This is a genomic window from Pseudoalteromonas sp. J2K-J979, assembly GCF_058169715.2.
The window spans coordinates 449039-464810 of record NZ_CM200281.1; the positions used below are offsets into that span (position 1 = coordinate 449039).

Sequence of the window (15772 nt, forward strand, 5' to 3'; positions counted from 1 at the left end):
AACGCGTTTAGTTAAAGCAGGACTCGCGCAGTGACTAAAAGCAATGCGACTCCGGTTATTTTATCTACGATATGACTGTTTTTTCGCAAACTTGCCAACATGCTTGATTGCGAGAGTACGACGGAGATCAAACAATACCACAGCGTATCGATGCCACTGACCGTGGCGACCATGAGTATTTTTTGGGGCCAAAGAGCATCTAAATCAATAAACTGACTGAATAGAGCAATAAAAAATAGCGCTATTTTGGGATTTAAAAACGCGATTAAGAACCCTTCTCGGCTACTTTGCCACAGGGTGACTGTTTCTTTGTGGACAGTGAGTGTGTCGTTTCCCGCTTTAGCTGTGAGTGCTTGATAAGCTAAAAAAAGTAAAAATGCGGCTCCGGCATATTTAATAATATTAAATAGCCAAGGCGTGTTAGTAATTATAAGCGCCATGCCCAAAACTGTGAGTAACGCGTACAGGGCAATCGCTAAACCGTGCGCAATACTTGCACATAAACCATGGCTACGACCGCCGGCCACGGTATGTTTTAAAATGACAGCTAGACTGGGTCCTGGAGTCATTGCACCTAGTACACAAATACTTGCTAGAGATAACCAAGCTGTTAATTCCATAATTTTTCCTGTCTTGAGTTAGGTTTAAGCTAACTCATTATTTAAATGAGTGTGTTACTGTTTATTTTGCTGGAGTAGACTTTTCCCTCGCTGAACCGTAGTTAATATATGTTGTTTGAATAACGGATAACACAGTTCGCGAAACCACTTATGCGCTGGATCATGATGGTATTTAGCATGCCAAAGCACGTAATAGTGATTGTTTGGTACCACGAGGGGCAAGGGTTTGATTAGGAGATTATTTTTTTCTGCGTACGTTGCTGCAATATGTAATGGAGTGGTCAGTAAGGTATCTGTGGTGTTCAAAAGCTCAATAGCAGCCTGAAAAAAAGGCACGTTAGCAAAGATGTTTCGCTGTTTATTCAGTTTATTTAACGCGATATAAAGTGCACTGTCTTTATCTCCTCCTCCACTGATAACGACATGATGAGCATCACAATAGCGTTGAAGATCTAAATGTGATTGGCTCAAAGGATGTTCTTTTCGCATGACAACAACGAGAGGGTCTTCGGCCATTTTTTTCCCATACAAGTTTTCAGGGATGCCGTCTGCAATGGTCGATACTAGGTCTATTTTTTTATCAATTAGTTCTGTCAGCCACGCGCTTTGCCAAAGTTGGTAATTAATTGTTGCTTTTGGGGTGTGCTGTTGTATCTGATTACAAATTCTTGGCAGTACAAATTGAGCTACATAATCACTTGAAGCCAAACTAAACTGGCGCTCACATTGCGTTAAATCAAAAGATTCGGGGAGGTATAGTGCATCGACACTATTTAAAAGGCTTGGTAATTGTTGTTTGAGTTGTTCGGCACGTTGTGTGAGGCGAAAGCTGTTTCCTTCACGAATTAAGATAGGATCTTTGAAAGATTGACGAATTAAAATCAGGGTTTTGCTCATAGCTGACTGGCTGACATTAAGCTGTTTTGCCGACTCAGTCAGATTGCGAGTAGTCAGTAGCGACATTAGCGCAGGCAGTAATTTATAATTATTCATTAATCTGATTGAGCCCTTGTTGTAGTTTTGTTGTTATTAAGGAATCCAAAGACCACTTTCCAGCGCCTTGAATAATAAAGAAAAGACAACTTACCCAGAGCAAAAGTTGAAATTCATAACCTCCTTGGCCAAACATACCTTTGTTTAAATGAACAAACACGATCGCATTCGTCATTACAATTATGCAGCTGGCTGCGGCAAAACGAGTCAGCAAACCCAATATGATGAGTAAACCACCAAACGTTTCTGCTAGGCCTGCAGATACAGCCAGTAAATAGCTCGGCTCAAGGCCTAAACTAGCAAGCCAAGCTGCAAAATTGCCTGGGTTGCCATCGGCAAATAGTTTGCCATAACCGTGGCCGATAAAAATAATACCGATGACTAAACGCAGCAGTAAGGGAGCGAATGCATGGTGATTACTGTTAAATACACTTAATAGTTTGGTTTGCATGTTAACTCCTGATGATGAGAGTTCAGTGTAAGCTTAACTGGGTATTCTTAATAATCATATCAATTCATTTTAGGTAGTCTTTTTTTTCATCTTATTAAAAATAGGGCAAAAGTGTATAAATAAAAAAAGCCCCTTAAGGGGCTTTGGTTTCATTTGGATTTTGATTACAAAGCCTGACAGCGGACACTTTCGACGGTGGTTTGTAATTGAGCAGTTTCACTCGATTGTAAAAAGCAGCCATTGCCATCCGTGAATAAAGATAATTTGAGTACATTACCAAACTCACGCCCCATAATCGGCAAGCCTCGATCATCTTTTAACACCACCCGTTCGACGAGGATTTCACTGGTTTGGCTGAACGCATTATCGGCAATTTTGATATCGCGGTTAAGTAAGGCTTTGATGGCTTTTTGCAACTGGGCTTTACTTTGTGGGCTCACATCTATGATGCGTGCAGGTTGCAACTGTGCGTGGGTTTGCTGACAACCTGTCACAAGTAATAAAGTGCCGATCAAGATTGCTGTCAATTGTTTGAGTGAGAATGCTTTCATCTACTGCTCCTGCTTGATAGGTTGTGCGTTAATTTTGTTTTCAAGCAAAAATGATTGATAGCGAATATCAAATACATCCCCAGGTTTATTCACATAAGACGGTTTTGGTGCTGATCTCATCTGTGTTTTATTGACCGGACAGCTACCCGAATTGATATAAGTAAGCGCTCCGTTGAGCAATCTTTCACTTGGATCGCCAAGCACTTTGCTAAAGTCATCGCTGAGATTGCAGCCTTTGATTTGATCATCATACTGTGGGGTCAAAGCGGGTTTAAATCCATCTGCATAATCACCAAAGCCTTTGGCGTTTACACCAGAAAATTGAATGCTGAAGTAGGTCGTCGCGCAATTATCGGTCGGGTAAAAGCCATAAGGCTTTCCACAGGTTTGCCCTCCGATTTGAATGACTTCAACATCGATACCTTGTAGGCCATTTATAAACGCTTCGCTAGCCGAGCAAGTTTGCTCTGTGGTTAAGACAAATACACGATTTAGCGATAAGTTAGGTAAATTATTATTGGTGAGCACACTCGCGGTGTAATCAATTTGCTTTGAGTAAAATGGGGTTGGGGCACTCGGGGTGGTTTTATCATTAAATACCGTTTGCTCAAATGTACGGTTGGCAGTGGCATTATCACCTGCGACCATATAGGCAAACTGAGATGCCAGTGCCAGCAAGCCGCCACCGTTATAGCGTAAATCAACGACTAGTTCCGAGACATTCGCATTAGAAAATTGGTTGATTGCTGAAATTAAACCATCTTGTGCTTTGGCGATATGAGCATTAAATTGCACATAACCGACCTTTCCTTGGTTGCTATCGAGTATTTTAATATTTTGAACTGGTGAGGACTCAATATCAGCAGACGACAGATTAACGGTGATGCTTTGATTGGCACGATTTAAGAATGTGAATTGATGGGTCTCGCCAGCGTTACTCGGAAAGAGCGCAGCATTAAGGGTATTAACACCGGCTTGGCTGGTATCATTCACAAAATCAATCCCATCAACATAGGTCAGCGTAAAGCCTCGCTCAATACCTGCATTGGCTGCTGGTGAGTTGGGCTCGGTAAACGCGACTTTGAAATCACGAGGGGCGCTTCGTGCGATAGCACTCCACTCAATACCATAACCTGATACAACGCCAGCTTGAGTTTCTTTTTTATAATCGGCAGTGTTACGCGCAAAGTGAAACTGATCTTTTTGTGCACCAGAGTCAGTCTGTTGTGAAGTTTTTAATTGGTCAAAAAAAGCGGCGACAGTGAAATTGGCCGGATTATTATCTGGGACTTCGTCGTACCACAAGTAGGTTTCATTGGTCCAACTGCGTAACCACATTTTTTCATGAGCGGCCGCGCCTAACTTGTCCGGGTAAGGTCGGTTACTATTATAGGGATCGTTACCTGTTCGCGGGCTATCGCAATAATCTTTGAATGTTGAGGCAGGACTGAAGTTGCCAGCTGTCCAAGTTGTATCAGGCGCGACTCCTGAATCAGGGAGGGTCGTCTCATTATTGCTTCCGCCTCCGCATGCACTTAATGCAAATGCACTTGCTATGAGAGCACCTATTTTTGTTAAACGATAGACTTTAAACATTCGTACTTCCTTTGCATTACTTTTGGGTCGAATTCTCAAAATGCCCCTTTATGAAAGCCGGTACAATGAATTCGATACTTTTATAACCAGTTCAAATTGTATATTACTAGAAACATAATAAATGTAAAAAGTTGTGTAATCGCAATGTAATTGTTTATTCACGTTTATTTACAATTGATTAGCTAAATAGGTGTTAAAAGCTGCTCACAGAATCTTCAAAATGGGCTTTAAAGAGCAAATATGTAATTAATGGTTCCTTTTTCATCATGTTTCCACTTTTTCCCACAGAATTCATAAACTTCGTTCTAGCCCTTATTTTTTCTGACTTAGCAGGCTGATTTAAGCTTTTTGTTTGCTTGACAAATAAGCTTGTCAAGCCCTAAACTGTAGTTTCGTGGTAAGATGTGGGTAAAAGTGGATCTTCAGGGATCAAATAATAACTAATTGGATCAATCTATGTTCCGTGGTGCGTACTCAATCAGTCTTGATGATAAAGGGCGCTTGGCAATACCGACCAAGTACCGCGCTTTGCTGCAAGCAGATTGTGAAGGCCAAATGGTGTGTACCGTTGATTTACAGCAGTCATGTTTATTACTTTATCCACTGAGTGAGTGGCAACTAATTGAAAGTAAACTATTAAAACTGTCGAGTATGAATCCACATGAGCGTCGAGTACAGCGAGTACTTCTCGGGAATGCGATGGACTGTCAGCTTGACAAAAATGGTCGAATTTTATTGTCTTCACCGTTAAGAGCCCATGCAGGATTAAATAAAAAACTCATGCTGGTAGGGCAATTAAACAAATTTGAGCTGTGGGATGAAGACAGTTGGCAGCAGCAAATGCAGGCTGATATCGCCCAAGAGCAGCAGGGGAGTTTTGAACTGTCAGAGCGGTTACAAGACTTTTCTTTTTAACACAGTCAAACATAACAAACATTAATAAATAAGGCTTAAAACGACTAATGTCAGATAACTTTGAACATATATCAGTATTAATGAATGAAACCATTGATGCATTGGCAATCAAACCAGATGGCATTTATATCGATGGCACCTTTGGCCGCGGCGGTCATTCGGGTGAAATACTGAAAAAGTTAGGCGAGAAAGGTCGTTTACAAGCCATTGATCGTGATCCTCAAGCGATTAAAGCTGCAGAAAAATATGCCGATGATGATCGTTTTTCAATTGCATACAACACGTTTTCTGAAATCAAACAAGTTGCGCAAGAGGCTGGATTAATCGGTCAAGTCGATGGCATTTTACTCGACATAGGGGTGTCTTCGCCACAACTAGATGATGCAGAACGTGGCTTTAGTTTTATGAAAGATGGCCCCCTTGATATGCGTATGAATCCCAATGCAGGGCGAAGTGCGGCACAGTGGCTGGCTGAAGCTGAATTAGAAGATATTACATGGGTTATAAAAACCTATGGTGAAGAGAAGTTTGGCCGTCGCATCGCACATAAAATCATTGAAACACGTGAGCACACACCCATTACTTCAACAGCCCAATTAGCGCAGTTAATTGACGAGGCTGTTCCGGTGAAAGACAAACACAAGCACCCAGCAACCCGCGCGTTTCAAGCAATTCGCATTTATATCAACAGTGAATTAGAAGAAATTGAAACAGCGTTGCATGCCTCACTTGAAGTGCTCAAACCAGGTGGGCGTTTAGTGGTGATTTCTTTTCATTCTCTTGAAGATCGAATTGTTAAACAGTTTATTAAAAAGCAAAGTAAAGGCGAAGCTTTACCTCGCGGTTTGCCATTAACGGATGCGCAGTTACAACAAAAATTGACGTTAAAGGCGGTAGGTAAAGCCATTAAACCGGGCGCTGAAGAGCTTGCCCGAAATAGCCGTGCGCGCAGCTCCGTCCTTCGCATTGCACAGAGGTTAGGGTGAGCCAAAAACCTATAATGAGGCAACCCAATCTCTTTGCTGAAATAGTGGGGGGACTTTTTAGGGAGAAGTTCACTTCGGGGCTGCTTTTTCTTATTTTGATTTCAGCGTTGGCCGTTGTGCAAGTCACTCACTTGTCACGTCAAGAGTTGATTCAGCAAGATAAATTATTACAACAACGCGATGAGTATGATTTGCAGTGGCGGTATTTGCTGGTGGAGCAGGAGTTTTATGCCCAGCATGCGCGTATTGAAGATATCGCGAGTAAAAAACTACAAATGAAACGCCCAGATAGCAAAGATGAACAAGTGGTGATTTTACCATGACGGATGGTCAAAGGAAGAAGGTAAATAATAGCTTTATTGCTTGGCGATTTTTTCTCGTCTGCTTTGTTATGCTTGCAGTGTTTATCGCACTGGCTGCTCGTGCGGCCTATATTCAAATCATTGAGCCGGATATGGCTATTGATGAAAGCAATAAACGAACATTACGTGTTGAGGCGCTGCATGCTCAACGAGGGATGATTTTTGACCGTCATGGCAACGAGTTGGCAGTGAGCGTGCCTGTGGTGAGTGTTTATGCTGATCCTAAGGCACTCGATAAATCTCTCGAAAAGAAAGTGATCAAAGCCGCACGTAAGCAAGGCGAAAATATCGACGAGCTACAAAAGAATCATGCGGAACTAACCAAACGTAAAAATCTTATTTATAAAAATGATCCTCGTTGGCGTGAGCTTGCTGATGTTTTGCATGATTCTCAAAGTGAAATTAATCAACGTCTTCGTGATGATCCAAGTCGCCGTTATGTGTACCTCAAGCGTCAAATCACTCCTGCGGTCGCCAATTATATCGCCAATTTAAAACTGTCAGGTATTCACTTACTCGATGAATCAAAGCGTTACTACCCAGCTGGTGAAGTCGCTGCCCATGTCGTCGGCTTTACTAATATTGATGGTGAGGGTATTGAAGGAATTGAAAACTTATTCGATCAAGCGTTAACCGGCGCTGATGGGCGCAGAACAGTTAGAAAAGATGCTAGAGGCCGCGAAATTGAAGTACTTGATGAGCGTGAGCGAGTAGAACCACAAGATGTAACACTCAGCATTGATCAACGTATTCAAGGTATTGCATATAAAGCATTGAAATCAGCTGTTTTGAGTTACAAAGCGACGTCAGGTTCCGCAATGGTGGTGGATGTGAAAACCGGCGAGATTTTAGCTATGGTAAACAGCCCTTCATTTAATCCGAATAATTTAACCAATGCTGCGCCGCATAAGCGCCGGAATCGCGCAATCACTGACTTATTTGAACCTGGATCAACGGTCAAACCTTTGGCTGTATTGGCGGGTCTTGAATATGGATCGATTATGTCAGATGAAGTGATTGATACGCACCCAGGCTGGATGCGTGTGGGCGGCCGAGTGGTGACTGATCCTCGTAATAATAAAGAAATGAGCCTGCGTGAGATTTTAAAAAAGTCGAGCAATATGGGTGTTGCCAAAATCGCACAAACGTTGCCAAAAGATTACTTAGTCCGCTTTTATCAAAAAGCTGGTTTTGGTGAAGATACTGGTACCAATATGGTCGGAGAAAGCAGTGGCTTGTATCGTCCGGATCGCCGTTGGTCTGATTTTGAAATTGCGACATTATCGTATGGATACGCGGTTTCTGTAAGTACGGCACAGTTAGCGCGGGTCTATGCTACGTTGGGTTCGGGGGGGATTTCACGTCCGTTAACTATTTTAAAGCAATCAGAGTCAATGCCTGGCGAGCGCATTATGCAAGAACATAATGTCAAAGCCGTGGTTGAGATGATGGAAAGTGTGTTTGAAAAAGGCGGCACAGCACCGAATGCGAAAGTGGATGGATATCGTGTTGCGGGTAAAACGGGTACTTCAAAAAAAGCGATTGCCGGTGGTTACGGTGACGAATATGTTGGTTATTTTGCTGGGGTTGGCCCGGTGTCAGATCCGCGTTTAGCGGTTGTTGTAATGGTTAATGAACCTGGTGGCGATGTGTATTATGGTGGCGCGGTTTCAGGACCTGCATTTGCAGAAATTATGTCGGGCGCGTTACGTATTTTAAATGTCGCACCAGACCTTGAAAATTATGCAACATTAGAAGATCAGGAGAGTAATGATGTCTGATCTTAAGCAAATTATGGCGCAGTTTGCCATTGAAATTCCTGATGTAAATGTACAGGACTTAGTACTCGATAGTCGAAAAGTTAAACCCGGAGATGTTTTTATCGCTATTCAGGGCCATGCCCAAGATGGTGGTCAATATGTCGCAAAAGCATTTGAACAAGGAGCCGTGCTCGCATTGGTCGATAGTCACTGCTCGCTCAGCATTACGGATGAAAAAATCGTATTAATCGATGAGCTAAATGAAAAACTCGCAATTATTAGCGCTGATTTTTATGGTCGAGTGAGTGAGAAATTAGACTTGATTGGGGTAACAGGCACCAATGGGAAGTCGACTATAACCAGCATGATCGCTCACTTAGCCAAAGCCTGTCATACATCAAGCGCTGTAATTGGTACTTTAGGATGGGGCCAGCCAGATGCGTTAACTCCACTAGCCAATACCACCCCTTCTTGTGTTGAACTACAGCAAATTTTGAGTGGACTTCACCACCAACATACTCAGTTAGTCGCAATGGAAGTGTCATCACATGGTTTAGTGCAAGGCCGCACCGCTGAAAATCGTTTTAAAGTTGCAGTATTTAGCAATTTGTCACGTGATCATCTTGATTATCATGGTGATATGGATAGTTATGCTGATGCAAAGCTGACGCTGTTTAAATCATACCAACCAGAAATCTGCGTATTGAACCGCGATGATCTCACCGCAAAAGCATGGTTAGCTAATAACGAGTTTAATCGCTGCGTTGTCTATGGGAAAGCGCCCCACGATCTGGATATTTCAAGCCTTGAATCTAACCATTATGTGCTGTTTTCATCAGTGCAATACCATGCGACAGGGCTACATGCTCAATTGATCACCAGTTGGGGTAATGCCGAAATCCAATGTCCACTTTATGGTGAATTTAATTTATACAATGTAAGCGCTGCAATCGCGACCTTGCTAAGTTTAGGATTTGAGTTAGGTGCATTAGTTGATGCTATTGAGGTTTTAGCACCCGTTTCAGGACGTATGCAGGCATTTAGTGCACCAAATAAACCAACTTGCGTAGTTGATTATGCTCATACGCCAGATGCGTTGGCGTTAGCGCTTAAAGCATTACAGCAGCATGTGCCAGGTAAAGTGACGTGTGTGTTTGGCTGTGGTGGCGATAGAGATAAAGGCAAGCGGCCACTTATGGCAAAAGCGGCAGCACAATATGCAAATAAAATAATAATAACAAGTGATAATCCTCGTAGTGAAGATCCCATGGACATCATGGCAGATATTGCTGCTGGGTTGACCGATCACAGCCAGGTTGTATTAGAAGCCGAACGGGGCAAAGCCATTGAAATAGCCATTACTCAGGCCTCTGCTGATGATGTTATTTTAATCGCCGGAAAAGGTCATGAGGATTATCAAATCATCTCAAATCAGGTTTTACGCTTTTGTGATAGGGCGTGGGTCCAACAGCTGTTAAAAGGGCAATGCTGATGATCCCAATGGATTTTAATTGGATTAAACAAGTTTTATCAACATCGTATGAAGGTCAAAACGATACGGTGCTTAATATCAATACGGATACTCGAACGATCAAGCCGGGTGAAGTATTTTTAGCGTTAAAAGGGCCTAATTTTGATGGCCATAAGTTTGTTGAACAAGCCGTTGCACAAGGCGCAATCGCAGTGATTGTTGATCATTCAGTCACGGTTCAAGTTCCTGAGTTTATTGTTCCAGACACGCGCTTAGCCCTAGGTCACTTAGGTGCCGCTGTTATGGCGCAGGTTAAACCCAAAACAATTGCTATCACTGGCAGTGTGGGTAAAACGACCGTGAAAGAAATGTGTGCAGCGATTTTGGAAAATCACGGCAACGTACTCGCAACAAAAGGGAACTTCAATAATGACATTGGCGTGCCACTGACGTTATTACGACTTGAGCCACAGCATGAATATGCAGTGATAGAGTTAGGAGCGAATCACATTGGCGAAATCGGTTATACCACTTCGTTGGTTAAGCCTGATGTTGCGGTGGTGTGTAATGTTGCAGCCGCACATTTAGAAGGGTTTGGATCATTAGACGGTGTAGCCCAAGCCAAAGGTGAGATATTCACAGGGTTAAAATCCGATGGTATTGCCGTTGTAAATGCAGATAGCCCTTATGCTGACTATTGGCTGAGCAGCTTAGGTGAGAGCCAAGTGACTCAGTTTTCAGCGACTGAGCAAAAAGATGTTTGGTCTGAGCAGATCACACTAGATCGATTTGGTCGAGCATCGTTTACCTTATGTTGCGGTAGCGAACAAGTTGCAGTTAAATTACCGATCCCCGGTGAGCATAATGTCACCAACGCGTTAATTGCCGCTTCGTTAACGTTGCCATTTGGAGTCACGTTAGCGCAAATTGCTAAAGGTCTGGCAGCGATGCCGATGGTTCAAGGGCGCGTAAATCTCATTGAAGTCAATCAAGATTTAACTGTGATTGATGATACCTACAATGCCAATGTTCAGTCAGTGAAAGCGGGTATTAATTTATTAGCAGGGATTGATGGACATAAAATTTTTGCATTTGGTGATATGGGTGAGCTCGGTGAAGAAGCGCGTGCATATCATCAAGAAGTGGGTGAGTATGCCAAGCAAAAGGGGATAAGTTCGTTTTATAGTTTAGGGGTGCTAAGTCGTTATGCCAGTGATGTTTATGAACAACCTGGATTACATTTTTCGTCTCGCAGTCAGTTATTAGCAGCCATAGCATCAGATATGGCTGGCGTTGACGGTCCAATTACGATTTTAGTAAAAGGATCGCGTAGTTCACGTATGGAGTTGTTGGTGCAAGAGATTGTCGCAGATGCTCACAATAAAAATAATGGAGCACAGTCATGTTAGTTTGGTTAGCGGAATACTTAACACAGTATTATTCAGGGTTTAATGTTTTTTCTTACCTGACATTCCGCTCTATTTTGGGAGTATTAACCGCCTTATTTATCTCTTTATATTTTGGCCCTAAAGTGATCCGTTATTTGCAACGCATGCAAATTGGCCAAACTGTTCGTGATGATGGTCCAGAATCTCATTTGTCAAAATCGGGAACGCCAACAATGGGCGGAGTCCTGATTTTAGTCTCGATATTCTCAAGTACCTTACTTTGGTCAGACTTAAGCAATAAATATGTGTTGGTCACATTATTTGTGATTGGCTCATTGGGTGTGGTTGGTTTTGTTGATGATTATCGCAAAGTCGTGCGCAAAGACAGTAAAGGGTTAATTGCACGCTGGAAATACTTCTGGCAATCCGTTATTGCCATCGCAACGGGGGTGTTTTTATATAGCACAGCCACCTTAAGCGCAGAAACATCATTAGTGGTGCCCTTCTTTAAAGAGCTCTTACCGCAATTAGGGATTTTCTTCGTTGTGATGAGCTATTTTGTGATTGTCGGGACTTCTAATGCAGTTAACCTCACTGATGGCCTTGATGGGCTCGCTATTGTACCAACCATTTTAGTCGCCGCCGCATTAGCTTTAATCGCTTATGTGACGGGCAATATTAACTATGCAACGTATTTACATTTGCCCCATATACCTCTGACCAGTGAATTAGTGATTGTTTGTATGACGATTGTCGGTGCAGGGTTAGGGTTTTTATGGTTTAACACTTACCCAGCGCAAGTTTTTATGGGCGATGTGGGGTCGTTGGCTCTCGGCGGCGCGTTAGGAATTATTGCTATTTTAGTGAGACAAGAGCTGGTCCTGATCATTATGGGCGGGGTTTTTGTAATGGAAGCATTATCTGTGATTTTACAAGTTGGTTCGTATAAATTACGTGGCCAGCGAATATTTAGAATGGCACCGATCCACCATCATTATGAACTTAAAGGGTGGCCTGAACCTCGTGTTATTGTGCGGTTTTGGATTATTTCGGTGGTATTAGTTTTAGCTGGTTTGGCGACTTTAAAGATACGATAAATGAGTTATTTAACGCAGTTACAATCACAACGAATTATTGTGCTTGGGCTTGGAATTTCCGGCCTGAGCACTGTGCGTTTTCTGCAAAGAAAAAATATCGGCTTTAAAGTGGTCGATAGTCGACCTAACCCTGCAGGTAGCCAAGAGTTGGCGCTGCACTGGCCACATTTAGAAACCTATTTTGGCGATCTTGATGGCGCGGGTTTAGCCGAGTGCGATTTAATTGTGATAAGCCCTGGTGTAGCTCTAGCCACTCATCAAGTTCAAATAGCGCTTGCTGCTGGGGTTGAAGTCATTGGTGACATAGAACTGTTTGCACGCCTAAATACTAAGCCTGTAGTTGCAGTAACGGGCTCTAATGGTAAGTCAACTGTGGTCACATTAGCTGCCAATGTACTGACTGCTGCAGGTAAAAAAGTGGCCCTTGCTGGTAATATTGGCACGCCAATATTAGATGTCATTGATGATGAAATTGATGTCTTTGTGTTGGAGCTGTCGAGTTTTCAGTTAGAAACAACCTCTAGTTTAACCCCTGTTTCGGCCTGTATTTTGAATTTGTGTGAAGATCATATGGATCGCTATGCAGGGATGGACGAGTACTGCGCTGCCAAGCAGCGAATATACTTAGGTGCCCAGTTAGCGGTATTTAATGCCGATGATGCGTTGACTCAACCTATCAATCAGCAGGCGAGTGTTAGCTTCGGCTTCGCCGATGCAAATTTTCATTTGAGTGACGCTAAAACAGAGTCATTTTTTAGTTTAGATTCTCAGGCGTTGTTGCCAGTATCAGCGCTATGTGCTGTTGGTAAGCATAATCAACTTAATGCGCTGGCAGTGATGGCATTATTATCACCTTTTAATATTGCTACAGAGGTATTCGGTCATGCATTTAACGCTTTCAAAGGGTTAGAGCATCGTTGCCAATTTGTCGCTGAGCAGGATGGTGTTGAATATTTTAATGATTCAAAAGCCACCAATGTGGGTGCGACGATCAGCTCTATTGAAGGGTTAACACGAAAAAATGGGCGGTTAATTTTAATTGCGGGTGGTGAAGGTAAGGGGGCGGATTTTTCGCCGTTGACTCACTACCTAAATCAGCACGTTGTTGAACTCATTTGTTTTGGTAAAGATGCCAAGCAAATCGCAGCTTTAAAAGAAGGGGCTCACTTAGTGTCAGGCATGGCAGAAGCGGTGCGCCTCGCAAAGTCGTTAGCGACCTATCACGACCGAGTATTGTTGGCCCCCGCTTGCGCCAGTTTAGATATGTACCCTAACTATATGGCACGAGGAAACGATTTTGTTCAATGTGTAACAGGAGAGCCTGTATGACGCTTGTCGAGCAATTTCAACGCCGCTTTCATTCAGACAAACCGGAACCATTATATGATGTAAAGCTTTTATATTGTGTGCTGCTTTTGATTGGTTTGGGTTTTGTGATGGTCAATAGTGCTTCTATGCCGGTCGCTGAACGGCTGTATGATAATCCATTTCATATTACGATTCGTCACAGCATGTTTTTGGGCATGAGTATTTTGTTGTTTTGGTTTAGTACCACAGTGCCGATGGAGTGGTGGAAAAGAGCGAATATGCCGTTGTTATTTATCGGGCTTGGTTTGTTAGTGTTAGTGCTCATTGTTGGTCGTGAAGTCAATGGTTCGAAGCGCTGGATCCCTGTTGGTCCGATAGGGTTACAGGCTGCTGAAGTGGCAAAACTCTGCTTTTTCAGTTACATCGCTGGCTACTTAGTCAGAAAGCGTGCAGAGGTACAAGAAAATCTAAAAGGGTTTGCTAAGCCTATTGCTGTATTTGCTATTTACGCATTACTTATTCTTAAACAACCAGATTTAGGCACAGTGTTGGTGATGTTTGTCACAACATTAGGATTACTGTTTATTGCAGGTGCTAAATTATGGCAGTTTTTTGCTTTACTTGTGACCGCAGCTTTTTTGGTGGTGATTTTAATCGTCTTTGAACCTTACCGAATGGCGAGAGTTGTCGGATTTTTAGAGCCTTGGGATGACCCTTTTGGTAAGGGTTATCAATTAGTTCAGTCTTTAATGGCTTACAGCCGTGGTGGTTGGTTTGGTCAAGGGCTCGGCAATAGCGTGCAAAAGCTGCAATATTTGCCAGAAGCACATAATGATTTTATTTTTGCGGTGATTGGCGAAGAACTTGGGTTTATTGGGGTATTGAGTATTTTATTGGTCATCGCGACCTTAGTATACCGTGCATTTTCTATCGGGCAGCGGGCGCTTAAAGCGGGTAAAGAATACGAAGGTTATTTTGCTTTAGCGATTGGTATTTGGTTCGCATTTCAGAGCATTGTTAATGTTGGCGCCAGTGCGGGTATGTTACCAACCAAAGGACTGACATTTCCTTTTGTATCGTATGGTGGCTCGAGTTTGATGATCATGACACTCGCCGCAGGAATATTACTACGTGTTGATTTTGAAGTTAAAATGGCCACTAAACAAGCCACCGGAGGCCGAAAAAAATGACGAAGAAACTAATGGTGGTTGCGGGTGGCACTGGTGGCCATATTTTTCCTGGTATTGCTGTGGCTGATTATTTAAAAGCGCAAGGTTGGCAAGTCGTGTGGCTTGGCACCGCAGATAGAATGGAAGCGAGCGTCGTACCAAAACATGGTTTTGATATTCGCTTTATTAAGGTTAAAGGCGTACGTGGCAATGGTTTAAAACGTTTGTTTAGCGCACCTTTTATGGTGTTAAAAGCGATTTTAAAAGCCCGAAAGATTATGAAGCAAGAGCAGCCCGATGTTTTGCTGGCGATGGGTGGATATGTAACTGGCCCTGCTGGTATTGCAGCTAAAACCTTGGGTATTCCGTTAATTATTCATGAGCAAAACGCGGTTGCTGGAGTGAGTAATAAGCTGCTAGCCAAATTTGCTAATCGAGTATGTGCGGCATTTCCGGCTGCATTTGAACAAGGGGTAGCCACCTTAGTGGGAAATCCTGTTCGGACCAGTGTGAGTCAAATAACTCACCATTTTGATGAGACAAAATGCAAAGTGTTAGTGGTGGGAGGCTCATTAGGGGCCGCAGCGCTCAATGATGCATTACCCGATGTGTTTGCTCGATTAAATGAGGTGAAGCCTTTATCTGTTTGGCATCAAACAGGTAAAGGGCATGTTGGTGGTGTGACAGCGCAATATCAATCCCTAGCATTGACGGCCAATGTGAGTGAGTTTATTGATGATATTGATCAAGCTTATGCATGGGCGGATTTGGTGATCTGTCGTGCAGGTGCATTGACCGTCAGTGAGGTTGCGGCGGCCGGAAAAATGGCTGTGTTTGTGCCATTTCCTCATGCGGTTGATGACCATCAAACGGCCAATGCGAGCTATTTAGTTGACAATCAAGCTGCTTTGCTTATCCAGCAGCACGAGATGAATACAGAACGTTTGGTTGCACTATTACAACCATATGTTGAAAATAATGAATTAATCAGTGATATGGCCAAAAAAGCAAGAGCGCTAGCCAAGCTAGACGCGACGGAGCAAATGGCGATGTACTGTGAACAATTAAGTAAATAAAGAGAATTCAGTGAATCAAATAAGTAAGT

Annotated in this window: 15 protein-coding genes; 10 read left to right on the plus strand and 5 right to left on the minus strand. The window is 42.9% G+C overall.

Features of this window, described 5'->3' with window-relative positions; all coding sequences use genetic code 11:
• Nucleotides 1–11: 11 nt before the first annotated feature.
• The 5 genes from AC3KVK_RS02155 to AC3KVK_RS02175 all read right to left on the minus strand — a co-directional run bounded on the left by AC3KVK_RS02155 (nucleotide 12) and on the right by AC3KVK_RS02175 (nucleotide 4211).
• On the minus strand, nucleotides 12–620 hold the full coding sequence (locus AC3KVK_RS02155) for a LysE family translocator (protein WP_490311073.1): 609 nt from the start codon (nucleotides 618–620) through the stop codon (nucleotides 12–14).
• A gap of 54 nt (nucleotides 621–674) precedes the next feature.
• On the minus strand, nucleotides 675–1613 hold the full coding sequence (locus AC3KVK_RS02160) for a LysR family transcriptional regulator (protein ID WP_490311072.1): 939 nt from the start codon (nucleotides 1611–1613) through the stop codon (nucleotides 675–677).
• The gene (locus AC3KVK_RS02165) at nucleotides 1606–2064 is read right to left on the minus strand and encodes a DoxX family protein (RefSeq protein WP_490311071.1); all 459 of its coding nucleotides are present in this window, start codon (nucleotides 2062–2064) and stop codon (nucleotides 1606–1608) included. The genes AC3KVK_RS02160 and AC3KVK_RS02165 overlap by 8 nt, the downstream gene beginning before the upstream one ends.
• Before the next feature lie 164 nt (nucleotides 2065–2228).
• Complete coding sequence (locus AC3KVK_RS02170; protein WP_490311070.1) at nucleotides 2229–2615, minus strand: hypothetical protein; 387 nt, start codon at nucleotides 2613–2615, stop codon at nucleotides 2229–2231.
• Nucleotides 2616–4211 (minus strand): S41 family peptidase, encoded by a 1596-nt coding sequence (locus AC3KVK_RS02175; protein WP_490311069.1) that lies wholly within the window; start codon nucleotides 4209–4211, stop codon nucleotides 2616–2618.
• A 456-nt stretch (nucleotides 4212–4667) separates the two neighbouring features.
• Here AC3KVK_RS02175 and mraZ point away from each other — a divergent pair, with 456 nt between their 5' ends.
• The 10 genes from mraZ to murG are packed head-to-tail and all read left to right on the plus strand — an operon-like array spanning nucleotide 4668 to nucleotide 15743.
• Nucleotides 4668–5126: a division/cell wall cluster transcriptional repressor MraZ gene (mraZ, locus tag AC3KVK_RS02180; protein WP_086744160.1), complete on the plus strand. Its 459-nt coding sequence runs from the start codon at nucleotides 4668–4670 to the stop codon at nucleotides 5124–5126.
• A 47-nt stretch (nucleotides 5127–5173) separates the two neighbouring features.
• Complete coding sequence (gene rsmH, locus AC3KVK_RS02185) at nucleotides 5174–6112, plus strand: 16S rRNA (cytosine(1402)-N(4))-methyltransferase RsmH (RefSeq protein ID WP_490311068.1); 939 nt, start codon at nucleotides 5174–5176, stop codon at nucleotides 6110–6112.
• A gap of 14 nt (nucleotides 6113–6126) precedes the next feature.
• A complete protein-coding gene (ftsL, locus tag AC3KVK_RS02190) occupies nucleotides 6127–6435 on the plus strand; it encodes a cell division protein FtsL (RefSeq protein WP_490311067.1) in 309 nt (102 codons plus the stop codon).
• Nucleotides 6432–8255: a penicillin-binding transpeptidase domain-containing protein gene (locus AC3KVK_RS02195; RefSeq protein WP_490311066.1), complete on the plus strand. Its 1824-nt coding sequence runs from the start codon at nucleotides 6432–6434 to the stop codon at nucleotides 8253–8255. Before ftsL ends, AC3KVK_RS02195 begins: the two co-directional genes overlap by 4 nt.
• A complete protein-coding gene (locus AC3KVK_RS02200) occupies nucleotides 8248–9726 on the plus strand; it encodes a UDP-N-acetylmuramoyl-L-alanyl-D-glutamate--2,6-diaminopimelate ligase (RefSeq protein ID WP_490311235.1) in 1479 nt (492 codons plus the stop codon). Before AC3KVK_RS02195 ends, AC3KVK_RS02200 begins: the two co-directional genes overlap by 8 nt.
• Nucleotides 9726–11114: a UDP-N-acetylmuramoyl-tripeptide--D-alanyl-D-alanine ligase gene (locus AC3KVK_RS02205; RefSeq protein ID WP_490311065.1), complete on the plus strand. Its 1389-nt coding sequence runs from the start codon at nucleotides 9726–9728 to the stop codon at nucleotides 11112–11114. Before AC3KVK_RS02200 ends, AC3KVK_RS02205 begins: the two co-directional genes overlap by 1 nt.
• On the plus strand, nucleotides 11108–12190 hold the full coding sequence (gene mraY, locus AC3KVK_RS02210) for a phospho-N-acetylmuramoyl-pentapeptide-transferase (protein WP_490311064.1): 1083 nt from the start codon (nucleotides 11108–11110) through the stop codon (nucleotides 12188–12190). The genes AC3KVK_RS02205 and mraY overlap by 7 nt, the downstream gene beginning before the upstream one ends.
• On the plus strand, nucleotides 12191–13519 hold the full coding sequence (gene murD, locus AC3KVK_RS02215; protein WP_490311063.1) for a UDP-N-acetylmuramoyl-L-alanine--D-glutamate ligase: 1329 nt from the start codon (nucleotides 12191–12193) through the stop codon (nucleotides 13517–13519).
• On the plus strand, nucleotides 13516–14688 hold the full coding sequence (gene ftsW, locus AC3KVK_RS02220) for a cell division protein FtsW (protein ID WP_490311062.1): 1173 nt from the start codon (nucleotides 13516–13518) through the stop codon (nucleotides 14686–14688). Before murD ends, ftsW begins: the two co-directional genes overlap by 4 nt.
• On the plus strand, nucleotides 14685–15743 hold the full coding sequence (gene murG / locus AC3KVK_RS02225; protein WP_490311061.1) for an undecaprenyldiphospho-muramoylpentapeptide beta-N-acetylglucosaminyltransferase: 1059 nt from the start codon (nucleotides 14685–14687) through the stop codon (nucleotides 15741–15743). The genes ftsW and murG overlap by 4 nt, the downstream gene beginning before the upstream one ends.
• Nucleotides 15744–15772: the final 29 nt, after the last annotated feature.

Bases quoted from the DNA above. Each gene is read 5' to 3' on its own strand.
- AC3KVK_RS02155 (WP_490311073.1), bottom strand. From the start codon at position 620: ATGGAATTAACAGCTTGGTTATCTCTAGCAAGTATTTGTGTACTAGGT.
- AC3KVK_RS02160 (WP_490311072.1), bottom strand. From the start codon at position 1,613: ATGAATAATTATAAATTACTGCCTGCGCTAATGTCGCTACTGACTACT.
- mraZ (WP_086744160.1), top strand. From the start codon at position 4,668: ATGTTCCGTGGTGCGTACTCAATCAGTCTTGATGATAAAGGGCGCTTG.
- AC3KVK_RS02200 (WP_490311235.1), top strand. From the start codon at position 8,248: ATGTCTGATCTTAAGCAAATTATGGCGCAGTTTGCCATTGAAATTCCT.
- AC3KVK_RS02175 (WP_490311069.1), bottom strand. From the start codon at position 4,211: ATGTTTAAAGTCTATCGTTTAACAAAAATAGGTGCTCTCATAGCAAGT.
- AC3KVK_RS02170 (WP_490311070.1), bottom strand. From the start codon at position 2,615: ATGAAAGCATTCTCACTCAAACAATTGACAGCAATCTTGATCGGCACT.
- mraY (WP_490311064.1), top strand. From the start codon at position 11,108: ATGTTAGTTTGGTTAGCGGAATACTTAACACAGTATTATTCAGGGTTT.
- AC3KVK_RS02205 (WP_490311065.1), top strand. From the start codon at position 9,726: ATGATCCCAATGGATTTTAATTGGATTAAACAAGTTTTATCAACATCG.
- rsmH (WP_490311068.1), top strand. From the start codon at position 5,174: ATGTCAGATAACTTTGAACATATATCAGTATTAATGAATGAAACCATT.
- AC3KVK_RS02165 (WP_490311071.1), bottom strand. From the start codon at position 2,064: ATGCAAACCAAACTATTAAGTGTATTTAACAGTAATCACCATGCATTC.
- AC3KVK_RS02195 (WP_490311066.1), top strand. From the start codon at position 6,432: ATGACGGATGGTCAAAGGAAGAAGGTAAATAATAGCTTTATTGCTTGG.
- murD (WP_490311063.1), top strand. From the start codon at position 12,191: ATGAGTTATTTAACGCAGTTACAATCACAACGAATTATTGTGCTTGGG.
- ftsW (WP_490311062.1), top strand. From the start codon at position 13,516: ATGACGCTTGTCGAGCAATTTCAACGCCGCTTTCATTCAGACAAACCG.
- murG (WP_490311061.1), top strand. From the start codon at position 14,685: ATGACGAAGAAACTAATGGTGGTTGCGGGTGGCACTGGTGGCCATATT.
- ftsL (WP_490311067.1), top strand. From the start codon at position 6,127: ATGAGGCAACCCAATCTCTTTGCTGAAATAGTGGGGGGACTTTTTAGG.